We start from the raw sequence: 15,126 nt of genomic DNA on the forward strand, positions 1-15,126 counted from the left end.
GGAGCGCGCCGCACCCGGCGCGCTCCGGCGGACTCCGACGAGAACGGAACAACCCGTGGCGGAATCCGCCTCCGGAAACGGTGACAGCCGCACTTCCAAGCGGCGCAAGCGCAGCCGTCGCACCAACCCCGACGGCACGATGACGCTCATCGAGCACATCTACGAGTTCCGGCGCCGCCTCGGCTTCGCGCTGCTCGCCGTCGTCATCGGCGGCATCTTCGGGTTCATCTGGTTCGGCACCAACATCGGCCCGATCCCGTCGCTGGGCGACCTCGTCAAGGACCCGTACTGCGCCATCCCGCCGCAGCGCCGGCTCGACAGCGCCGAGGGGTGCCGGCTGCTGCAGACCGTGCCGTTCGAAGCCTTCATGACGCAGCTGAAGGTCGGGATCGCCGCCGGCGCCGTGCTCCTCTCGCCGGCTTGGCTGTACCAGCTCTGGGCGTTCATCGCGCCCGGCCTGTACAGCAAGGAGCGCAAGTACGCCCTGACCTTCGTCGGGTTCGCGTCGGTGCTGTTCGCCACGGGGGCCGTGCTGGCCTACATCCTCTTCCCGCACGCCCTGCAGCTGCTCATGGGCTTCGGGCAGGACGCGTTCGTCACCGCGCTCACCGCGGACAAGTACATTTCGTTCCTGCTGTCGCTGCTGATCATCTTCGGGATCAGCTTCGAGCTGCCGCTGCTGGTGGTGATGCTCAACCGCGTCGGCATCGTCAAGTACGTGCAGCTGAAGAAGTGGCGCCGCGGCATCGTGTTCGCGTTGTTCGTCTTCGCGGCCTTCGCCACCCCCGGCTCGGACCCGTTCTCCATGCTCGGCCTCGCCGGCGCGCTCACCGTGCTGTTCGAGATCGCCGTCCAGATGGCGCGCTTCCACGACCGCAAGCTCGAAAAGAGCCGTGGCGAGGAAGGCTGGGACAAGCTCGCCGACGACGAAGCCGCGCCGTTCGACTACACGCCGAGCACCGTCGACGACGAGCCGTCCACCCCGACCGCGTCCGGCGGCCGCTCGAGCACCGACGACGTCACCTAGTGGGGATCCACGCCGCGCTCGCCGTGCACCCGGCGTCGGGGCACGGCGCGGCCGCCCGGATCGCCGACACGGTCGCCGAGCGGCTGCGCACCGCCGTGGACCGCCTCGACGTCCTGGTCGCCAACTCGGTCGAAGAGTCCCGCGCGCTGATGCGGTCCTCCCACGCCGCCGGGCTGGACGTCCTGATCGTGCTCGGCGGGGACGGCGCCGCCCACCAGGGCGTCCAGTTCTGCGCGAATCACGACGTCGCGCTCGGCCTGGTCCCGGCGGGCACCGGCAACGACTTCGCCCGCGCCCTCGGCATCCCCGGCGAGCCGCTCCCGGCGGTCGACGCACTGGTCGCGGCGCTGCGCTCGGGCGCCCGCCGGCGGATCGACCTCGGCCGCGTGGGCGACACCTGGTTCGCGACGGTGCTGTGCGCGGGGTTCGACGCGAGCGTCAACGAACGCGCCAACCGGATGCGCTGGCCGGCCGGGCCGCGCCGCTACGACGTCGCGATCCTGGCCGAACTGGCGGCGTTCCGCTCCCGCCCGGTGGTCGTCGACACCGGCACCGGCCGCCTCGAACTCGACGCGACGCTCGTGGCGATCGGCAACACCCGCTTCTACGGCGGCGGCGTCCCGATCTGCCCGACGGCCGACCCCGAGGACGGCGTCTTCGACGTCACGATCATCGGCCACGCCACCCGCCGCGGCCTGCTCCGCCTGCTCCCGGGCCTGCGCACGGGCAAGCACCTGACCCACCCGGCGGTTCGCACGCTGCGCGCCCGCTCGGTGACCCTGGCGGGCAACACGTGGCCCGCGTACGCCGACGGCGAACCGCAGGGCACGGTCCCGGTGACGGCCAGCTGCGTGCCGGGTGCCCTCACCGTGCTGGCCTAACGGTCGTAGCCGCCCGCTCGCGCCACCAGGTGCCGGAAGTGGGCCGGGGTCAGCAGGCGGCCCGCCTCGGCGAAGTAGACGCCGCCGCAGCGGTGGCAGAACCAGCCCTGCTCCCACACCTGCCGCGCCGCCGGGACACCGCGCCGCTGCCGCCGGTGCGCCCGCACCCGCCGCGCGTACAGCCACACCAGCACGCCCGCCGCCACGAACACGCACACCGACGGCAGCGAGAACAGCCCGATACCCAGCGCCATCGCCGCCGCGCCGCCGGGCGGCGGGGCGTCGGACACCGAGAACGGCAGCAGCAGGAAACAGCTGCCGGCCACGGCCAGCACGATCGCCGCCGCCAGCAGGCCGCCGCCGCGGCGCGGGGGAGGGAAGGGGTCCAGCGAACGGGCGACCGCGGTCACGGAGACCCCGCTGACCTGACTGCTGGTGTAGACGAGGCCGTCGCCGGCCGGCACGGCCACCGTCGGGCCCTGACCACGGTAGAAGGAGTGCCCGCCGTGGTAGACCGCGGGCACGTGCTGCACCTGGTCCAGCGAGCCGCAGCTCGGGCACGGTTCCGTCATGCCCGCTCCGACGCGACCGGACGGAAACCGGTTCCGTGGTCCGTCCGGGTGTATAACGACCTATTCGGCAGATCGTCATACGCAACGTGCGAACTGTCGGAGGGGTGTGAAACCCTGGCGAGGTGGCCAGTAGCCCTTCTTCGTCCCCGGCCGAGGCCTATGCGGCCTCCGCGCGCCGCGGGAAGTACCCCCAGCTGACGCGCTTCGCCGCCGAGGCCTCCTTCGAGTTCGACCCGTTCCAGATCCGCGGGTGCGAGGCCCTGGAAGACGGCCACGGCGTGCTGGTCTGCGCGCCCACCGGGGCGGGCAAGACCGTGGTCGGCGAGTTCGCCGTGCACCTGGCGCTCGCCGAGGGCCGCAAGTGCTTCTACACGACGCCGATCAAGGCCTTGTCGAACCAGAAGTACGCCGACCTCGTGGCCCGGTACGGCGCCGACGCCGTCGGGCTGCTGACCGGGGACACCTCGATCAACGGCAACGCGCAGGTGGTCGTGATGACCACCGAGGTGCTGCGCAACATGCTCTACGCGGGCTCGTCCACGATCATCGACCTCGGGTACGTCGTGATGGACGAGGTCCACTACCTCGCCGACCGGTTCCGGGGCGCGGTGTGGGAGGAGGTGATCCTGCACCTGCCCGAGCACGTCCGCGTGGTGGGGCTGTCGGCGACGGTCAGCAACGCCGAGGAGTTCGGCGAGTGGCTGGTGGAGGTCCGGGGCGACACGACGGTCGTCGTGGACGAGCACCGGCCGGTGCCGCTGTGGCAGCACATGCTGGTGGGCAACCGGCTGCTGGACCTGTTCGCCGGGGACGACGTGCACGCGCCGAACGCCGAGCTGCGGATCAACCCGACCCTGCTGCGCCGGACGGAGGAGATCGGCCGCCAGTACGCGCCGGCGGGGTTCCGCGGGCCGCGGGGCCGGCGGGGTGCGCCGCCGCGGATGCCGCGGTTCCGGCCGCCGTCGCGGGTCGACGTCGTCGAGCAGCTGGACCGGGCCGGGTTGCTGCCGGCGATCGTGTTCATCTTTTCCCGCGCCGGTTGTGACGCCGCGGTGGCGCAGTGCGTCCGGTCGGGGTTGCGGCTGAACGGGCCGGGTGAGGTCGACGAGATCCGCCGGGTCATCGAGGAGCGCACGGCGGATCTGCCCGAAGGTGACCTGGGCGTGCTGGGTTACTGGGAGTGGCGGGAGGCGCTGGAGCGCGGGATCGCCGGGCACCACGCGGGCATGCTGCCGGCGTTCAAGGAGACCGTCGAGGAGCTGTTCGTCCGCGGGCTGGTGAAGGTCGTGTTCGCCACGGAGACCCTGGCGCTGGGGATCAACATGCCCGCCCGGACGGTCGTGCTCGAGCGGCTGGTGAAGTACAACGGCGAGGCGCACGTCGATCTGACGCCGGGGGAGTACACGCAGCTCACCGGCCGGGCCGGGCGGCGGGGCATCGACGTGGAGGGGCACGCCGTCGTCGCGTGGCAGCCGGGGGTGGATCCGAAGCAGGTGGCCGGGCTGGCCTCGACGCGGACCTATCCGCTGCGGTCGTCGTTCCGGCCGGGCTACAACATGGCGGTCAACCTGGTGGCGCAGGTCGGGGCGGCCGAGGCGCGCGAGCTGCTGGAGCAGTCGTTCGCGCAGTTCCAGGCCGACCGGTCGGTGGTGGGCACCGCGCGCCGGATCGAGCGGAACAAGGAAGCGCTGAAGGGCTACACGGCCGCGGTGACCGGCGATTTCGACGAGGTCCTGGAGTACGTCGAGCTGCGGGCGAAGATTTCGGCGCGGGAGAAGGCGTTGTCGAGGCAGAACACGGCCGTGCGGCGGGCCGGGACCGCGGAGTCGCTGGAGAAGCTGCGCAAGGGTGACGTCATCGCCGTGCCGGCCGGGCGGCGGGCCGGGCTGGCGGTGGTAGTCGATCCGGGGCTGGACCCGATCCGGGAGCCGCGTCCGGTCGTGGTGACCGAGGACCGGTGGTCGGGGCCGTTGTCGGTGGCGGACTTCCCGGCGCCGGTGGAGGTGCTGGGGCGGATCAAGCTGCCCAAGCACATCGAGCTGCGGTCGCCGCGGACGCGCCGGGACATCGCTTCGGCGCTGCGCAGCGCCGGGATTTCGCTGCCGGGCCGGCAGAAGCGGCGGTCGGGGGCGAACGAGGACGGCGAGCTGGCCGTGTTGCAGCGGGCGCTGCGGGCGCATCCGTGCCACGGGCTGGCCGAGCGCGAGGCGAACCTGCGCTGGGTGGAGCGTTATCAGCGACTGGCCGAGGAAACGAAGCAGCTGGAGCGGAAGGTCGCGGCGACGACGCACTCGCTGGCGCGGGCGTTCGACCGGATCCTGGCGCTGCTGGGTGAGCGCGGCTATCTGGGGCCGGAGTCGGCGGGTGACGGCGAGGATCGCGTCACCGAGCACGGCCGGCGGCTGACCCGGCTCTACAGCGAGTCGGACCTGCTGGCCGCGGAGTGCATCCGGCACGGCGTGTGGCGGAAGCTGAACCCGGCCGAACTGGCCGCGGTCGTGTCGACGCTCGTGTTCGAGGCGCGCCGGGACACCGCCGGTGAGCCGCGGCTGCCGGGTGGGGCCGTGCCGGAGGCGTGGCAGGAGACGGCGCGGCTGTGGGTGGAGCTGACCGAGGACGAGCGGCGGCACCGGCTCGACCGCACCCGGGAGCCCGACGCGGGGTTCGCGTGGCCGGTTTATCGGTGGGCCCGGGGTGAATCCCTGGAGAAGGTCCTCACCGCGGCCGAGGCCAACGGCCAGGAGCTGTCGGCCGGTGACTTCGTGCGCTGGTCGCGCCAGGTGATCGACCTGCTCGACCAGATCCGGGACGTGCTCGGCAAGGCGGATCCGGTGGGTGCGGCGGCGGCGGAGGCGGTGAAGGCGCTGCGCCGCGGAGTCGTGGCCGCGGGCGCGGCGTGAACTCGGTGTTAGCCCTGCTCGGTGGCCGCGCGGGCGGTGAGCGTGGACACGTGTGCTCGGCTCCGACCTGTGGTTGGATCGCGTGCGACACCGTGTGTGCGGCTTGCCGGTGTTTCGGGGTGGACAGCGAGATGAGCGAAGCAGGCGGAGGCAGACGATGAGCACGCCGTATGGCGGCAACGACCCACAGCAGCCCCAGTACGGGCAGCAGCCGGGCGGCGCGTACCCGCCGAGCGGTTCGCAGGAGCAGCCGCAGTGGGGGCAGTCGCAGCAGCCACCTTACGATCCGAACCAGCAGCAGCCGTGGGGCCAGCCGCAGCAGCCCCAGCAACCGCAGCAGTGGGGGCAGCAGCCGGGCGGGTACACCCCGCCGCAGCAGCCGCAGTGGGGCCAGCAGCCGCCGCCCTACGGGCAGCAGCCCGGAGGCGGGTACCCGCAGAGCGGGCCGCAGGCCCAGCCGCAGTACGGCCAGCAGCCCGGCGGGGCGTACCCGCCGAGCGGGCCCCAGGCGCAGCCCCAGTACGGGCAGCAGCCGGGCGGCCAGTACGACTACGGCCAGCAGTTCCCCGGCGCGGCCGCCCCGGAGGAGGAGAAGCCGGCGAAGTCGAAGAAGGGCCTGCTGATCGGCGTGGTGGTGGCGATCGTGGCCGTCGCCGTGTTCCTGGTCCTGGGGTTCGTCGCGCCCGGGTTCCTGAAGACGCAGGTCTTCAACAACACCCAGATGCAGACCGACGTGCAGAAGCTGCTGACCGAGACGTACAAGATCGACGGCGTCACCGGCGTGACCTGTCCCGCCGAGCAGAAGGTGGAGGACGGGGCCAAGTTCTCGTGCACCGCCACGATCGCCGGGAAGCCGCAGCAGGTGCCGATCACCGTGAAGGGCACCGGCGGCAACTACGAGGTTTCCCCGCCCGTCGCCAAGTAGGAGCGACCCCGGGCGGCCCCGAGTCCCGGCTGCCGGTGTTTCCGGTGGCCGGGTTTCGTCGTTTCCGGAGATGATCCGGGCATGAACGACTTCGAGATCCGGACGCTGGGCACCGGGGAGCACCGGGCGGCGAGCAACCTGTTCCGGGAGACCGTGCACAACCCGCCGTCCGACGACGCCGAATGGGTGTACGCGGCGCGGTACTACCAGCCCGGGGGTGCGCTCGGGGCGTTCGATCCGGAGCTCATCGGGACTGCCCGGTTCTTCGACGCGGAGCTGACGGTGCCCGGCGGGGCGCGGCTGCCGATGGTGGGGGTCACCTCCGTGGGGGTGCGCGCCGATCGCACTCGCCGCGGGGTGCTGCGGGCGCTGATGACGACACAGCTGGCGGACTTCGCCGCCCGCGGGGTGGTGTTCGCGAACCTGCTCGCGTCCGAAGCCGGGATCTACAGCCGGTTCGGCTACGGCTTGGCCACCCGGTACCGCACCTACAGCGTCGACCGGCACCGGGCGCGGCTGCGACCGGATGCGCCGATCGGTGGGGAGCTGGAGCTGCTGGACCTCGACCGGGCGCTGGAAGTCTGCCCCGGTGTGTACGACGGTCTCGAGCACCGGCCGGGGATGATGTCCCGGCCGGAGGTGCTGTGGCGGCTCTACGAGATGCAGCTGCGGCGGCACGCTTCGCCGGTGAAGGCGGTCGTGCACCACGGGCCCGGTGGGCCGGACGGGTTCGCGACCTACTCCGTCGGGGGCGCGCTCGCCCACCCGTGGACCAAGACCCTGGAGGTGGCGGACCTGTTCGCCGGTTCCGCGACCGCGTTCGCGGGGCTGTGGCGGTTCCTGCTGGGCGTCGACCTGGTCGATCGGGTCGTCGCGGATTCGCGGCCGCTGGACGATCCGATCGAGCTGCTGCTCGCCGACCACCGGAGCGGGAACGTCGACCGGATCGGCGACGAGCACTGGATCCGGCTCGTCGACGTCCCGGCCGCCTTGGCCGGCCGGGCCTACGGGCACGCCGGCCCGGTGGTCGTCGAGGTGACCGACCCGCTGCTGCCCGGCAACAGCGGCACCTACCTCGTCGGCCCGGACGGTGCCGGGCGCACGGACCGGCCGGCCGGGCTCCGGATGGACGTCACCACCCTGGCGATGGTCTACCTCGGGACCTGGCGGCCTTCGGCGCTGGCGGCGGCCGGCCGGATCGAGGTCCGCGACCCGGCCGCGCCCGAGGCGGCGGACCTGCTCTTCGGCACCCGCGTGGCGGCCTGGAGCGGCAGCCACTTCTGAGCGGGCGCGGAAATCCGCGTGCCGGGCCCGGTCGCGGGCGGCAAGATCGGGAGGATGACCGCCTTCGACGTCCGCCCGATCACCGAAGAAGAACGCCGCGGCACCTTCGACCTGCTGCGCCGCGCGCTGCACCGGCCGCCCGTCACCGACGACGTCTGGGCCCGGGCCGGGGATTCGTGGCCCGCCGCGCACAAGTTCGGCGCGTTCGACGGCCGCGCGCCGATCGGGATCGTGAGCTCCTACGAGACCGAGCTCGCCGTGCCGGGTGGTCGGACGCTGCCGGTCGCCGCGGTGGAGGGCGTCGGCGTCCGCGCCGACCGGACCCGCCGCGGCGTGCTCAGCGCGATGATGGCCGCCCAGCTGGCCGATTTCGCCGCGCGCGGGCTGCCGCTGGCGGCGCTGCACGCCAGCGAACCCACCATCTACGGGCGGTTCGGCTACGGCTCGGCGGCGCTCGGCAAGACGCTGCGGGTGACGCGGCCGGCGGCCCGGCTCCAGGAGCGCGTGGCGGCCGGCCGCGACGTCCGGCTGCTCACGCCCGAGGAGGCGGTGAAGGAGGTTCCGGGGCTGTACCGGCGGATCGGGCTGCACCGGCCGGGCATGATCGGGCGGCCGGAGCTGTGGTGGCCGATCTCGCACGACCGGTACGTCGGCCCGGACGGCGGCCGGCTCGTCGCCGTCCACAGTGGACCGGACGGGGACGACGGCTTCGTCGTGTACGCCACCATCGACCGCCGGTCGTTCGATTCACCCGATCACGGTGCCGCGCTGGAAGTCTTCGACCTGCACGGGGCGAGCCCGGCCGCGCGCGCCGCGCTCTGGCGGTTCCTGCTGTCGGTGGACCTGGTCTCGGAGGTGCACGCGCGGCACCGGCCGGTCGACGAGCCGCTGGCCCTGATGCTGACCGACCCCCGGCACGCGGCGACCACCGCCGTCGAGGACGACCTGTGGCTGCGGCCGATCGACGTCACCGCCGCGCTCGCCGCCCGGACCTACCGCGCGGCCGGCCCGGTCGTGCTCGCGGTGACCGACCGGCTGCTGCCGGCCAACACCGGGCACTACGAGATCGGCCCGGACGGCGCCCGGCGCACCGACGCGGCCGCGGACCTGGCCCTCGACACCGGCACGCTCGGCATGCTCTACCTCGGGCACTGGGCCGCGACGACGCTGGCGGACGCGGGCCGCATCGACGTCCGCGACGCGGCGGCGCTCGGGCGGGCCGACGAGCTGTTCACCACGACGGCCGCTCCGTGGTCCGGCACGCACTTCTAGGCGCCGGGCAGGGCCTTGAGCAGCCGTTCGACCGAGTTGCCGAGGTTCCACCGTTCGGCCAGCTCGGCGACCCGCTGCGGGTCGGCCGGCGTCGCGGGCACGGTGTCGGGGCGCGACTGCTCCACCGGCGCGTCGACCGCCACCCGGACGACGGTCGGGGCGACGGCGAGGTAGTCCGCCGCGTCCTTCAGCCGCAGCCGCGTCTTGAGCGGAACCGCGGAATCCCCGGCGTTGGCGGCGGCCAGCAGGGCGTCGAGCGACCCGAACTGCGTGATCAGCTTCGCGGCGGTCTTCTCGCCGATGCCCGCGACGCCGGGCAGGCCGTCGGAGGGGTCGCCGCGCATCATCGACATGTCCGCGTACGCGGGCCCGGCGGTCTTGCGGGGCAGGCTGTAGCGCTCGGCGATCTCGGCGGGCCCGAGGACTTCGGCCTTGGCCCAGCCCTTGCCGACGTAGATGACCGAGGTGGGCGTGGGTTCGCTGCGCACCAGCTGGAAGAGGTCCCGGTCGCCGGTGATCACCTCGACCGGGTCGGTCTTTTCGCGGGTCGCCAGCGCGCCGATGACGTCGTCGGCCTCGTAGCCGGCGGCTTCGGCGGTGGCGAACCCGAACGCTTCGAGCAGCTCGAGGATGATCGGCACCTGCGGGGTGAGCGTGTCGGGCACCTCTTCGACGTCCGGGCCGCTGCCGGTCTCTTCGGCCACCCGGTGCGCCTTGTAGCTGGGCAGCAGGTCGGTGCGGAACTTCGGCCGCCAGTCGGCGTCGAGACAGCAGACCAGCCGCGCGGGCCGCCGGTCGGTGAGGATCCGCGCGATCGTGTCGGCGAACCCCCGCACGGCGTTGACCTGCGTCCCATCGGCGGCGCGCATCGAGTCGGGCAGGGCGAAGAAGGAGCGGAAGTACAGGCTCGCGGAGTCGAGCAGGGCAAGGGATCCGGTCACCCGCACAGCCTGCCATGCCCCGGTCCGGGTGGGGGCCAAGCCACGCGACCCGGCACGGGGACGCGCTCGAGATGTGCGCGGCGGTGGTCCGGGCTCGCGTCGAAGGCCGCGGCTGACCGGTTCGGTCTTCCGGGGCCCGGAATTGTCGGTGGTGACCGGTAGCGTGGAAAACGGGGGGCGCCCCCGCGGGCCGGGGCGGCTCGCCCTCTGCGGGGCAGGGCGGCTCGGACCTGCAGGCAGGGAGCGGCGGGCGCTGGGGCGGCTCCACTCGCACCGGCGTGCCACTCGCACCGCCCATCGCAGCGCAGCCGGCGGCGGGGCCGAGAAACTCCACTCGCACCAGCGTGCCACTCGCACTGGCCATCGGAGCTCAGCCAGCGGCTGCCGGGCGGGCCCCGCTCGCACCGGCGTGGTGCCCCTCGCACCGCCCATCGGAGCGCAGCCGGCGGCGGCAGGCCGCGTCACCCGGCCCGGCATGTCGTGGGCCCGGGCGCGTCCGTCGCCCGCGGCGCCCTACTAGGCTCGGCTTCATGTCGCGCCGTTCCCTCCACACGCCCGCTCCCGACGCCGCCGCCCTGCGGGCGCGGCTGGACCGTGCCCGCGCTGCCGCGGCCGCCGCGGGCACCGATGCCCTGCTGATCGCGCCCGGCTCCGACCTGCGGTACCTGCTCGGGCAGGCCGGGGGCTCGTTCGAGCGGCTCACCACCCTCGTCGTCCCCGCCGACGGCACTCCCGCGCTGGTCGTGCCGAAGCTGGAGGCGCCCGGGTACGCCGACGTCCCCACCGATGACCTCGGCGTGGAGCTGCTGACCTGGGTCGACGGCGACGACCCGTACAAGCTCGTCGCCGACCGGCTCGGCAAGCCCGGCCGGGTCGCCGTCAGCGACTTCACCCCGGCGCTGCACGTCCTCGCGCTGCGGGCCGCGCTCGGGGAGGCCGAGCAGACCCTGGCCGGTCCGGTCGTGCGGGAACTGCGGATGCGCAAGGACGCCGCCGAGATCGCTTCGCTGCGTGAGGCCGGCGCGGCGATCGACCGGGTGCACGCCCGCGTCCCCGAGTGGCTGCGGCCGGGCCGCACCGAGGCCGAGGTCGGCGCCGACATCGCCGCGGCCATCGTCGAGGAGGGTCACGTCCGGGCGGACTTCGTGATCGTCGGCTCCGGCCCGAACGGCGCCAGCCCGCACCACGACGTCTCCGAGCGCGTCATCGAGCGGGGTGACGTCGTGGTCGTCGACATCGGCGGCCCGCTGCCGGCCGGCTACAACTCCGACTCCACCCGCACCTACGCCGTCGGCGAGCCGCGGGACGCCGACGTGGCCGAGACGTACGCGGTGCTGCAGCGCGCCCAGGCCGCCGCGGTCGCCGCGGTCAAGCCGCGCGTCACCGCCGAGGCCGTCGACGCCGCCGCGCGGGACGTCATCGCCGAGGCGGGCTTCGGCGAGTACTTCATCCACCGCACCGGGCACGGCATCGGCCTGGACGTGCACGAGGAGCCGTACATCATCGCCGGGAACGCGCTGCCGCTGGAGCCGGGCATGGCCTTCAGCGTCGAGCCGGGCATCTACCAGCCGGGCCGGTGGGGCGCCCGGATCGAGGACATCGTCATCGTCACCGAAGACGGCGTCGAGTCCGTCAACAACCAGCCGCACGAGCTCGTCGTGCTGGACGCATGACGACCGGCGGCCTGGAGCCGCTGGACCAGTCGATCGTCCAAGAGCTCGCGTCCGATGGCCGGCGCAGCTTCACCGACCTCGCCGAGCGGGTGGGGCTGTCGGTGTCGGCGGTGCACCAGCGGGTGCGCCGCCTCGAGCAGCGCGGGGTCATCCTCGGCTACACCGCGCGGCTCGACGGCGAGCAGATCGGCCTGCCGCTGACGGCGTTGATCTCGCTGACGCCGAACGACCCGGGCGCGCCGGACGACTACCCGCAGCGGATCCAGCACATCAAGGAGATCGAGTCGTGCTACTCGGTGGCCGGCGACGAGTCCTACATCCTGCTGGTGCGCGTCCAGTCGCCGCTGGCCCTGGAGGACCTGCTGCGCCGGATCCGGGAGGCCGCGAAGGTGTCGACCCGGACGACGGTGGTGCTCTCTACGCCGTTCGAGGGACGTTCGCCGACGTTCTGACACCGGCGCTCCGTCCGGCGGCCGGGGCGCTGGTACGGTAAAAGGTATGGCAACACGTAAGGTCACTCTTTCGCTGGACAGCGGCGCGCTGGAATTCGCCGAACGAGCCGCGAAAGCCCACGGAATCTCGGTCTCGTCCTGGCTGTCGAAGGCGGCCAGGCGCGAGGCGGTGCGCACGGGTTACACCCCGCAGAGGCCGGAACCGGCCGTCGCGGAATCGGACGAGGCCGAGCGCAGCGCGGCGGAAAAGGATCTGCGTGCGCAGGGGTGAAGTCTGGACGTACCACCCCCCGACCGATCCGGCCCGGCAGCGCACGGTGGTGCTGCTGTCCTCGGACGGGGTGAACGAGTCCGAGCGGCCCTGGCTGCTCGGCACCGAACTCCTCGACCGCGACCCGATGGACATCCTCGGCGTGGCGGTCGACGCCCGCTACTGGGTCTCGACGCTCAACCTCACCCGGCTCTACCGCCCGTGGTTCGACGAGCGGATCGCCGAGATCGACCAGGACGTCCAGGAACGCATCGACATCGCGTTGCGGGCCGCCCTCGACCTCTGACCCGCGTACCGGGAAGGCCGGCCGGCGTACCCCGACGGTCGGCTGGCGTACCTGGAGGGTCGGATGGTGAGCCGACCCTCCGGGTACGCGAACCGACTCCCTGGGTACGCGAGCCGACCGTCCCGGTACGCGAGCCGGCCCTCGGGGTCAGCGGGCCACGACCTCCGGGACCGCGTGGAGCTTGCCGTCCGCGCCGGCCAGGCAGGAGGCGTTGCCGTCCTTGGCCGCGATGAACTCCGTCAGGCAGTTGGCGATCGCGGTGTGGCCGGCGGCGTTGGGGTGGAACGACTCCTGCAGCGCGTGGCCGGCGCGCTCGGCCTGGGCGAGGTCGGCCAGCTGCAGCGTCAGCCGGGTGAACCACTCCGTCGCCGGGTTCGCGCCGCCGCTGCAGGCTTCGTGCTTGACGCCCGCCTTGGCCAGGTCCAGGAAGCGGGCCCCGGTCTGCCGAGCTGCTTCCTTCAGGCCGGAGGACAGCACACCGATGCCGGTCTGGGCGATCCAGCGCAGGTCTTCGGTGCGGAACGGGCAGCCGTCGAGGGTGCGCAGGTTCTCCGGCAGGTCCGGGCCGATCGGGGCCGCGTAGGACTGCAGGATCAGCTGGTAGTCCGCCGGGACGTAGCCGGCGGCGGCCAGCACCGCCTTCACGTCGGAGACCGCCTTCGCCACCTTCGGCACCATGGCGTCCACTTTGGACTGCCAGGTCTGCTTCAGCGCCGTGCTGCAGGGCGGGCCGCCGGCGTCGAACCAGGCCTTGAAGCAGTCGTTGACCTGGTTGGAGAACTTCGGCTCGTCGTTCGCGCCGACCGCGATCACCACCGCGGCCACCCGGTGGTCCTTCACCAGCGCGGCCAGCTGCTGCGCCTGCGAACCCTCGGTCCACTGCTTGACGTCGCCGAGCGCGACCTGCTCGGCGGGTGCGCCGGAGCAGCCGAGGTTGACGTGCGCGGTGATGCCGGGGGCGGCGATCTTCCCGGCGAAGGCGTTGGGGGAGCGGTGGCACCAGTTGCCGCCCTGGCCGTTCGTGGCGGCCGTGTACTGGCCGGCGCCTTCGCCCGAGACGGTGCTGTCACCCATCGTGACGACGGTGAGCGGGCCGGTGCCCGGCGGGCCCGGCCGCGGCTGTGGCCGCCCGGGCTCGCTTTCGGAGCCGAAAAAGACGAAGAACCCGGCCAGCAAGGCCACGCACGCGAGGACGAGGGCTCCCCAGTACCACCGAAGACGTCGCATCGCCGTCGATTCTACGGACCGGGTGATCGACTCCCGCTCCGGACACCGTGCGTCACGGCAGCCAGGTCCGCACCAGCCGGACGAGCGACGTGGCCAGGGTCTTCGAGCTGATCTCCCGGTCCCGCCGCCAGTGCCGGACCTGCTCGGCGGAGAGGGCCGCGAGCAGGACGTCCGTGGCGATCTCGGCGCCGTCCGCGCCGCCGGTTTCGAGCAGGTGCCGGCAGTGCTGCCGCCACAGGGTGTGCGCGCCGGTCCGGAACCGGGCGCCGGTCGTGGCGGTCTCGGACAGCAGGACGAGGTCCAGCTGCCGGTCGAGGAGTTCGAGGTAGGCCTCGATGAACGCGCCGAGGCGATCGGCGGGCTCCGCGCCGGGGCCCAGCGGTGGCGGGCCGGTGAGGATCTGCTCCTGGAGTTCGCGTTCGCGCTGGTCGAGCAGGGCCATGGCGAGGCCGCCCTTGTCGCCGAAGCGGCGGTAGAGCGTGCCTTTGCCGACGCCGGCGGCGCCCGCGACGTCGTCCATGGTGACCGCGTCGACGCCGCGCTCGGCGAAGAGTTTCTCGGCGGCTTCCAGAACGCGGATCCGGTTGCGGGCGGCGTCCGCCCGCTCGCGGACGGGCGCGCCGAGCACCGGCAGCTCGGTGGGCGTTGACGAAGCGGACTGCGGTCCGCTACGGTTCGAGGACATAAGCGGACTCTAGTCCGATTCTTTGCCCGGCGGAAGCCGGCACCCCCGCAAGGAGCCTCGTCATGCCCGATCTGCTGCACATTTCCGCGTCCCCACGAGGGGAAGACTCCCAGTCGCTGCGTCTGGCAGCTACTTTCCTGGACACCTACCGCAGCCTCCACCCGGACGCCGACATCGACGAATGGGACCTCTGGGACGGCTCGCTGCCCGCGTTCGGCCCGGCCGCGGCCCGCGCCAAGATGACCGTCTTCGGCGGCGGCACCCCGCAGGGCGAGGAAGCCGACGCGTGGGCGGCCGCACAGGCGGCGTTCGCCCGGTTCGACGCCGCCGACCGGATCCTGTTCAGCGTGCCGATGTGGAACTCCGGCGTGCCGTACGTGCTCAAGCAGTTCGTCGACGTCGTGTCCCAGCCCGGCTGGATCTTCGGCGTCGACCCGGCCACCGGCTACCGGCACCTGCTCGAAGGCCGCGGCAAGCGCGCCGCGGTCATCTACACCAGCGCGGTGTGGGCGCCCGGGCTCGGCCCGGAGTTCGGCGCGGACTTCCAGGCCCCGTTCTTCACCGGCTGGCTGAACTGGACCGGCATCGACGACGTGACCGAGATCCGGTTCCACCCCACCCTCACCGGCGACGCCGGGGAAGCCGCCCGCATCGCCGGCGAAGCCGCCCGCGACACCGCCAAGACCTTCTGATCCGGAAGGAGAAGCGTCGACGGCGAATCGTCCGGGCC

The 15,126-nt window shown here is 73.0% G+C and carries 15 protein-coding genes; 11 read left to right on the plus strand and 4 right to left on the minus strand.

Going from position 1 to position 15,126, the window contains the following annotated elements:
* Window positions 1-55: 55 nt before the first annotated feature.
* Window positions 56-1,027: a twin-arginine translocase subunit TatC gene (gene tatC, locus C2L58_RS39380; protein ID WP_103342697.1), complete on the plus strand. Its 972-nt coding sequence runs from the start codon at window positions 56-58 to the stop codon at window positions 1,025-1,027.
* Window positions 1,027-1,908: a diacylglycerol/lipid kinase family protein gene (locus C2L58_RS39385; RefSeq protein ID WP_103342698.1), complete on the plus strand. Its 882-nt coding sequence runs from the start codon at window positions 1,027-1,029 to the stop codon at window positions 1,906-1,908. The genes tatC and C2L58_RS39385 overlap by 1 nt, the downstream gene beginning before the upstream one ends.
* Here C2L58_RS39385 and C2L58_RS39390 read toward each other — a convergent pair.
* The gene (locus C2L58_RS39390; protein WP_103342699.1) at window positions 1,905-2,480 is read right to left on the minus strand and encodes a hypothetical protein; all 576 of its coding nucleotides are present in this window, start codon (window positions 2,478-2,480) and stop codon (window positions 1,905-1,907) included. The two genes, C2L58_RS39385 and C2L58_RS39390, sit on opposite strands and share 4 nt — an antisense overlap.
* A 122-nt stretch (window positions 2,481-2,602) precedes the next feature.
* Between C2L58_RS39390 and C2L58_RS39395 the strand changes: the two genes are divergently transcribed.
* The 4 genes from C2L58_RS39395 (at window position 2,603) to C2L58_RS39410 (ending at window position 8,861) form a co-directional block, all read left to right on the plus strand.
* Window positions 2,603-5,380, plus strand: coding sequence for a DEAD/DEAH box helicase (locus tag C2L58_RS39395; RefSeq protein ID WP_103342700.1), 2,778 nt, complete (start codon window positions 2,603-2,605; stop codon window positions 5,378-5,380).
* Between the two features lie 157 nt (window positions 5,381-5,537).
* The gene (locus C2L58_RS39400; protein ID WP_103342701.1) at window positions 5,538-6,305 is read left to right on the plus strand and encodes a DUF4333 domain-containing protein; all 768 of its coding nucleotides are present in this window, start codon (window positions 5,538-5,540) and stop codon (window positions 6,303-6,305) included.
* Between the two features lie 81 nt (window positions 6,306-6,386).
* Window positions 6,387-7,589: a GNAT family N-acetyltransferase gene (locus tag C2L58_RS39405; protein WP_103342702.1), complete on the plus strand. Its 1,203-nt coding sequence runs from the start codon at window positions 6,387-6,389 to the stop codon at window positions 7,587-7,589.
* A gap of 54 nt (window positions 7,590-7,643) precedes the next feature.
* A complete protein-coding gene (locus C2L58_RS39410; protein WP_199191659.1) occupies window positions 7,644-8,861 on the plus strand; it encodes a GNAT family N-acetyltransferase in 1,218 nt (405 codons plus the stop codon).
* Here the strand turns inward: C2L58_RS39410 and C2L58_RS39415 are convergent.
* Complete coding sequence (locus tag C2L58_RS39415) at window positions 8,858-9,802, minus strand: 5'-3' exonuclease (protein ID WP_103342778.1); 945 nt, start codon at window positions 9,800-9,802, stop codon at window positions 8,858-8,860. The two genes, C2L58_RS39410 and C2L58_RS39415, sit on opposite strands and share 4 nt — an antisense overlap.
* Window positions 9,803-10,332: 530 nt before the next feature.
* On the opposite strand from C2L58_RS39415, the gene C2L58_RS39420 reads away from it, so the two are divergent.
* The 4 genes from C2L58_RS39420 to C2L58_RS39435 are packed head-to-tail and all read left to right on the plus strand — an operon-like array spanning window position 10,333 to window position 12,484.
* Window positions 10,333-11,475, plus strand: coding sequence for a M24 family metallopeptidase (locus tag C2L58_RS39420; RefSeq protein ID WP_103342704.1), 1,143 nt, complete (start codon window positions 10,333-10,335; stop codon window positions 11,473-11,475).
* The gene (locus tag C2L58_RS39425) at window positions 11,472-11,927 is read left to right on the plus strand and encodes an Lrp/AsnC family transcriptional regulator (RefSeq protein ID WP_103342705.1); all 456 of its coding nucleotides are present in this window, start codon (window positions 11,472-11,474) and stop codon (window positions 11,925-11,927) included. Before C2L58_RS39420 ends, C2L58_RS39425 begins: the two co-directional genes overlap by 4 nt.
* 46 nt (window positions 11,928-11,973) lie before the next feature.
* Window positions 11,974-12,198: a hypothetical protein gene (locus C2L58_RS39430; protein WP_086852548.1), complete on the plus strand. Its 225-nt coding sequence runs from the start codon at window positions 11,974-11,976 to the stop codon at window positions 12,196-12,198.
* The gene (locus C2L58_RS39435) at window positions 12,185-12,484 is read left to right on the plus strand and encodes a hypothetical protein (protein ID WP_013226701.1); all 300 of its coding nucleotides are present in this window, start codon (window positions 12,185-12,187) and stop codon (window positions 12,482-12,484) included. Before C2L58_RS39430 ends, C2L58_RS39435 begins: the two co-directional genes overlap by 14 nt.
* A gap of 147 nt (window positions 12,485-12,631) precedes the next feature.
* Here the strand turns inward: C2L58_RS39435 and C2L58_RS39440 are convergent, their stop codons facing one another.
* Both C2L58_RS39440 and C2L58_RS39445 read right to left on the minus strand, forming a co-directional pair.
* Window positions 12,632-13,711: a GDSL-type esterase/lipase family protein gene (locus C2L58_RS39440; RefSeq protein WP_199191660.1), complete on the minus strand. Its 1,080-nt coding sequence runs from the start codon at window positions 13,709-13,711 to the stop codon at window positions 12,632-12,634.
* A gap of 52 nt (window positions 13,712-13,763) precedes the next feature.
* Entirely contained in the window at window positions 13,764-14,396 is a 633-nt protein-coding gene (locus C2L58_RS39445) for a TetR/AcrR family transcriptional regulator (protein WP_103342707.1), read from the minus strand.
* A 62-nt stretch (window positions 14,397-14,458) separates the two neighbouring features.
* Between C2L58_RS39445 and C2L58_RS39450 the strand changes: the two genes are divergently transcribed.
* Complete coding sequence (locus C2L58_RS39450; protein WP_103342708.1) at window positions 14,459-15,088, plus strand: FMN-dependent NADH-azoreductase; 630 nt, start codon at window positions 14,459-14,461, stop codon at window positions 15,086-15,088.
* Window positions 15,089-15,126 lie beyond the last annotated feature (38 nt).

The sequence above is a fragment of the Amycolatopsis sp. CA-126428 genome, assembly GCF_002904335.1.
Taxonomy (GTDB): Bacteria; Actinomycetota; Actinomycetes; order Mycobacteriales; family Pseudonocardiaceae; genus Amycolatopsis.

Excerpts from the sequence above, each read along its gene's own strand:
- C2L58_RS39420 (WP_103342704.1), top strand. The coding sequence starts at position 10,333 with ATGTCGCGCCGTTCCCTCCACACGCCCGCTCCCGACGCCGCCGCCCTG.
- C2L58_RS39405 (WP_103342702.1), top strand. The coding sequence starts at position 6,387 with ATGAACGACTTCGAGATCCGGACGCTGGGCACCGGGGAGCACCGGGCG.
- C2L58_RS39400 (WP_103342701.1), top strand. The coding sequence starts at position 5,538 with ATGAGCACGCCGTATGGCGGCAACGACCCACAGCAGCCCCAGTACGGG.
- C2L58_RS39430 (WP_086852548.1), top strand. The coding sequence starts at position 11,974 with ATGGCAACACGTAAGGTCACTCTTTCGCTGGACAGCGGCGCGCTGGAA.
- C2L58_RS39425 (WP_103342705.1), top strand. The coding sequence starts at position 11,472 with ATGACGACCGGCGGCCTGGAGCCGCTGGACCAGTCGATCGTCCAAGAG.
- C2L58_RS39445 (WP_103342707.1), bottom strand. The coding sequence starts at position 14,396 with ATGTCCTCGAACCGTAGCGGACCGCAGTCCGCTTCGTCAACGCCCACC.
- C2L58_RS39440 (WP_199191660.1), bottom strand. The coding sequence starts at position 13,711 with ATGCGACGTCTTCGGTGGTACTGGGGAGCCCTCGTCCTCGCGTGCGTG.
- C2L58_RS39410 (WP_199191659.1), top strand. The coding sequence starts at position 7,644 with ATGACCGCCTTCGACGTCCGCCCGATCACCGAAGAAGAACGCCGCGGC.
- C2L58_RS39450 (WP_103342708.1), top strand. The coding sequence starts at position 14,459 with ATGCCCGATCTGCTGCACATTTCCGCGTCCCCACGAGGGGAAGACTCC.
- C2L58_RS39390 (WP_103342699.1), bottom strand. The coding sequence starts at position 2,480 with ATGACGGAACCGTGCCCGAGCTGCGGCTCGCTGGACCAGGTGCAGCAC.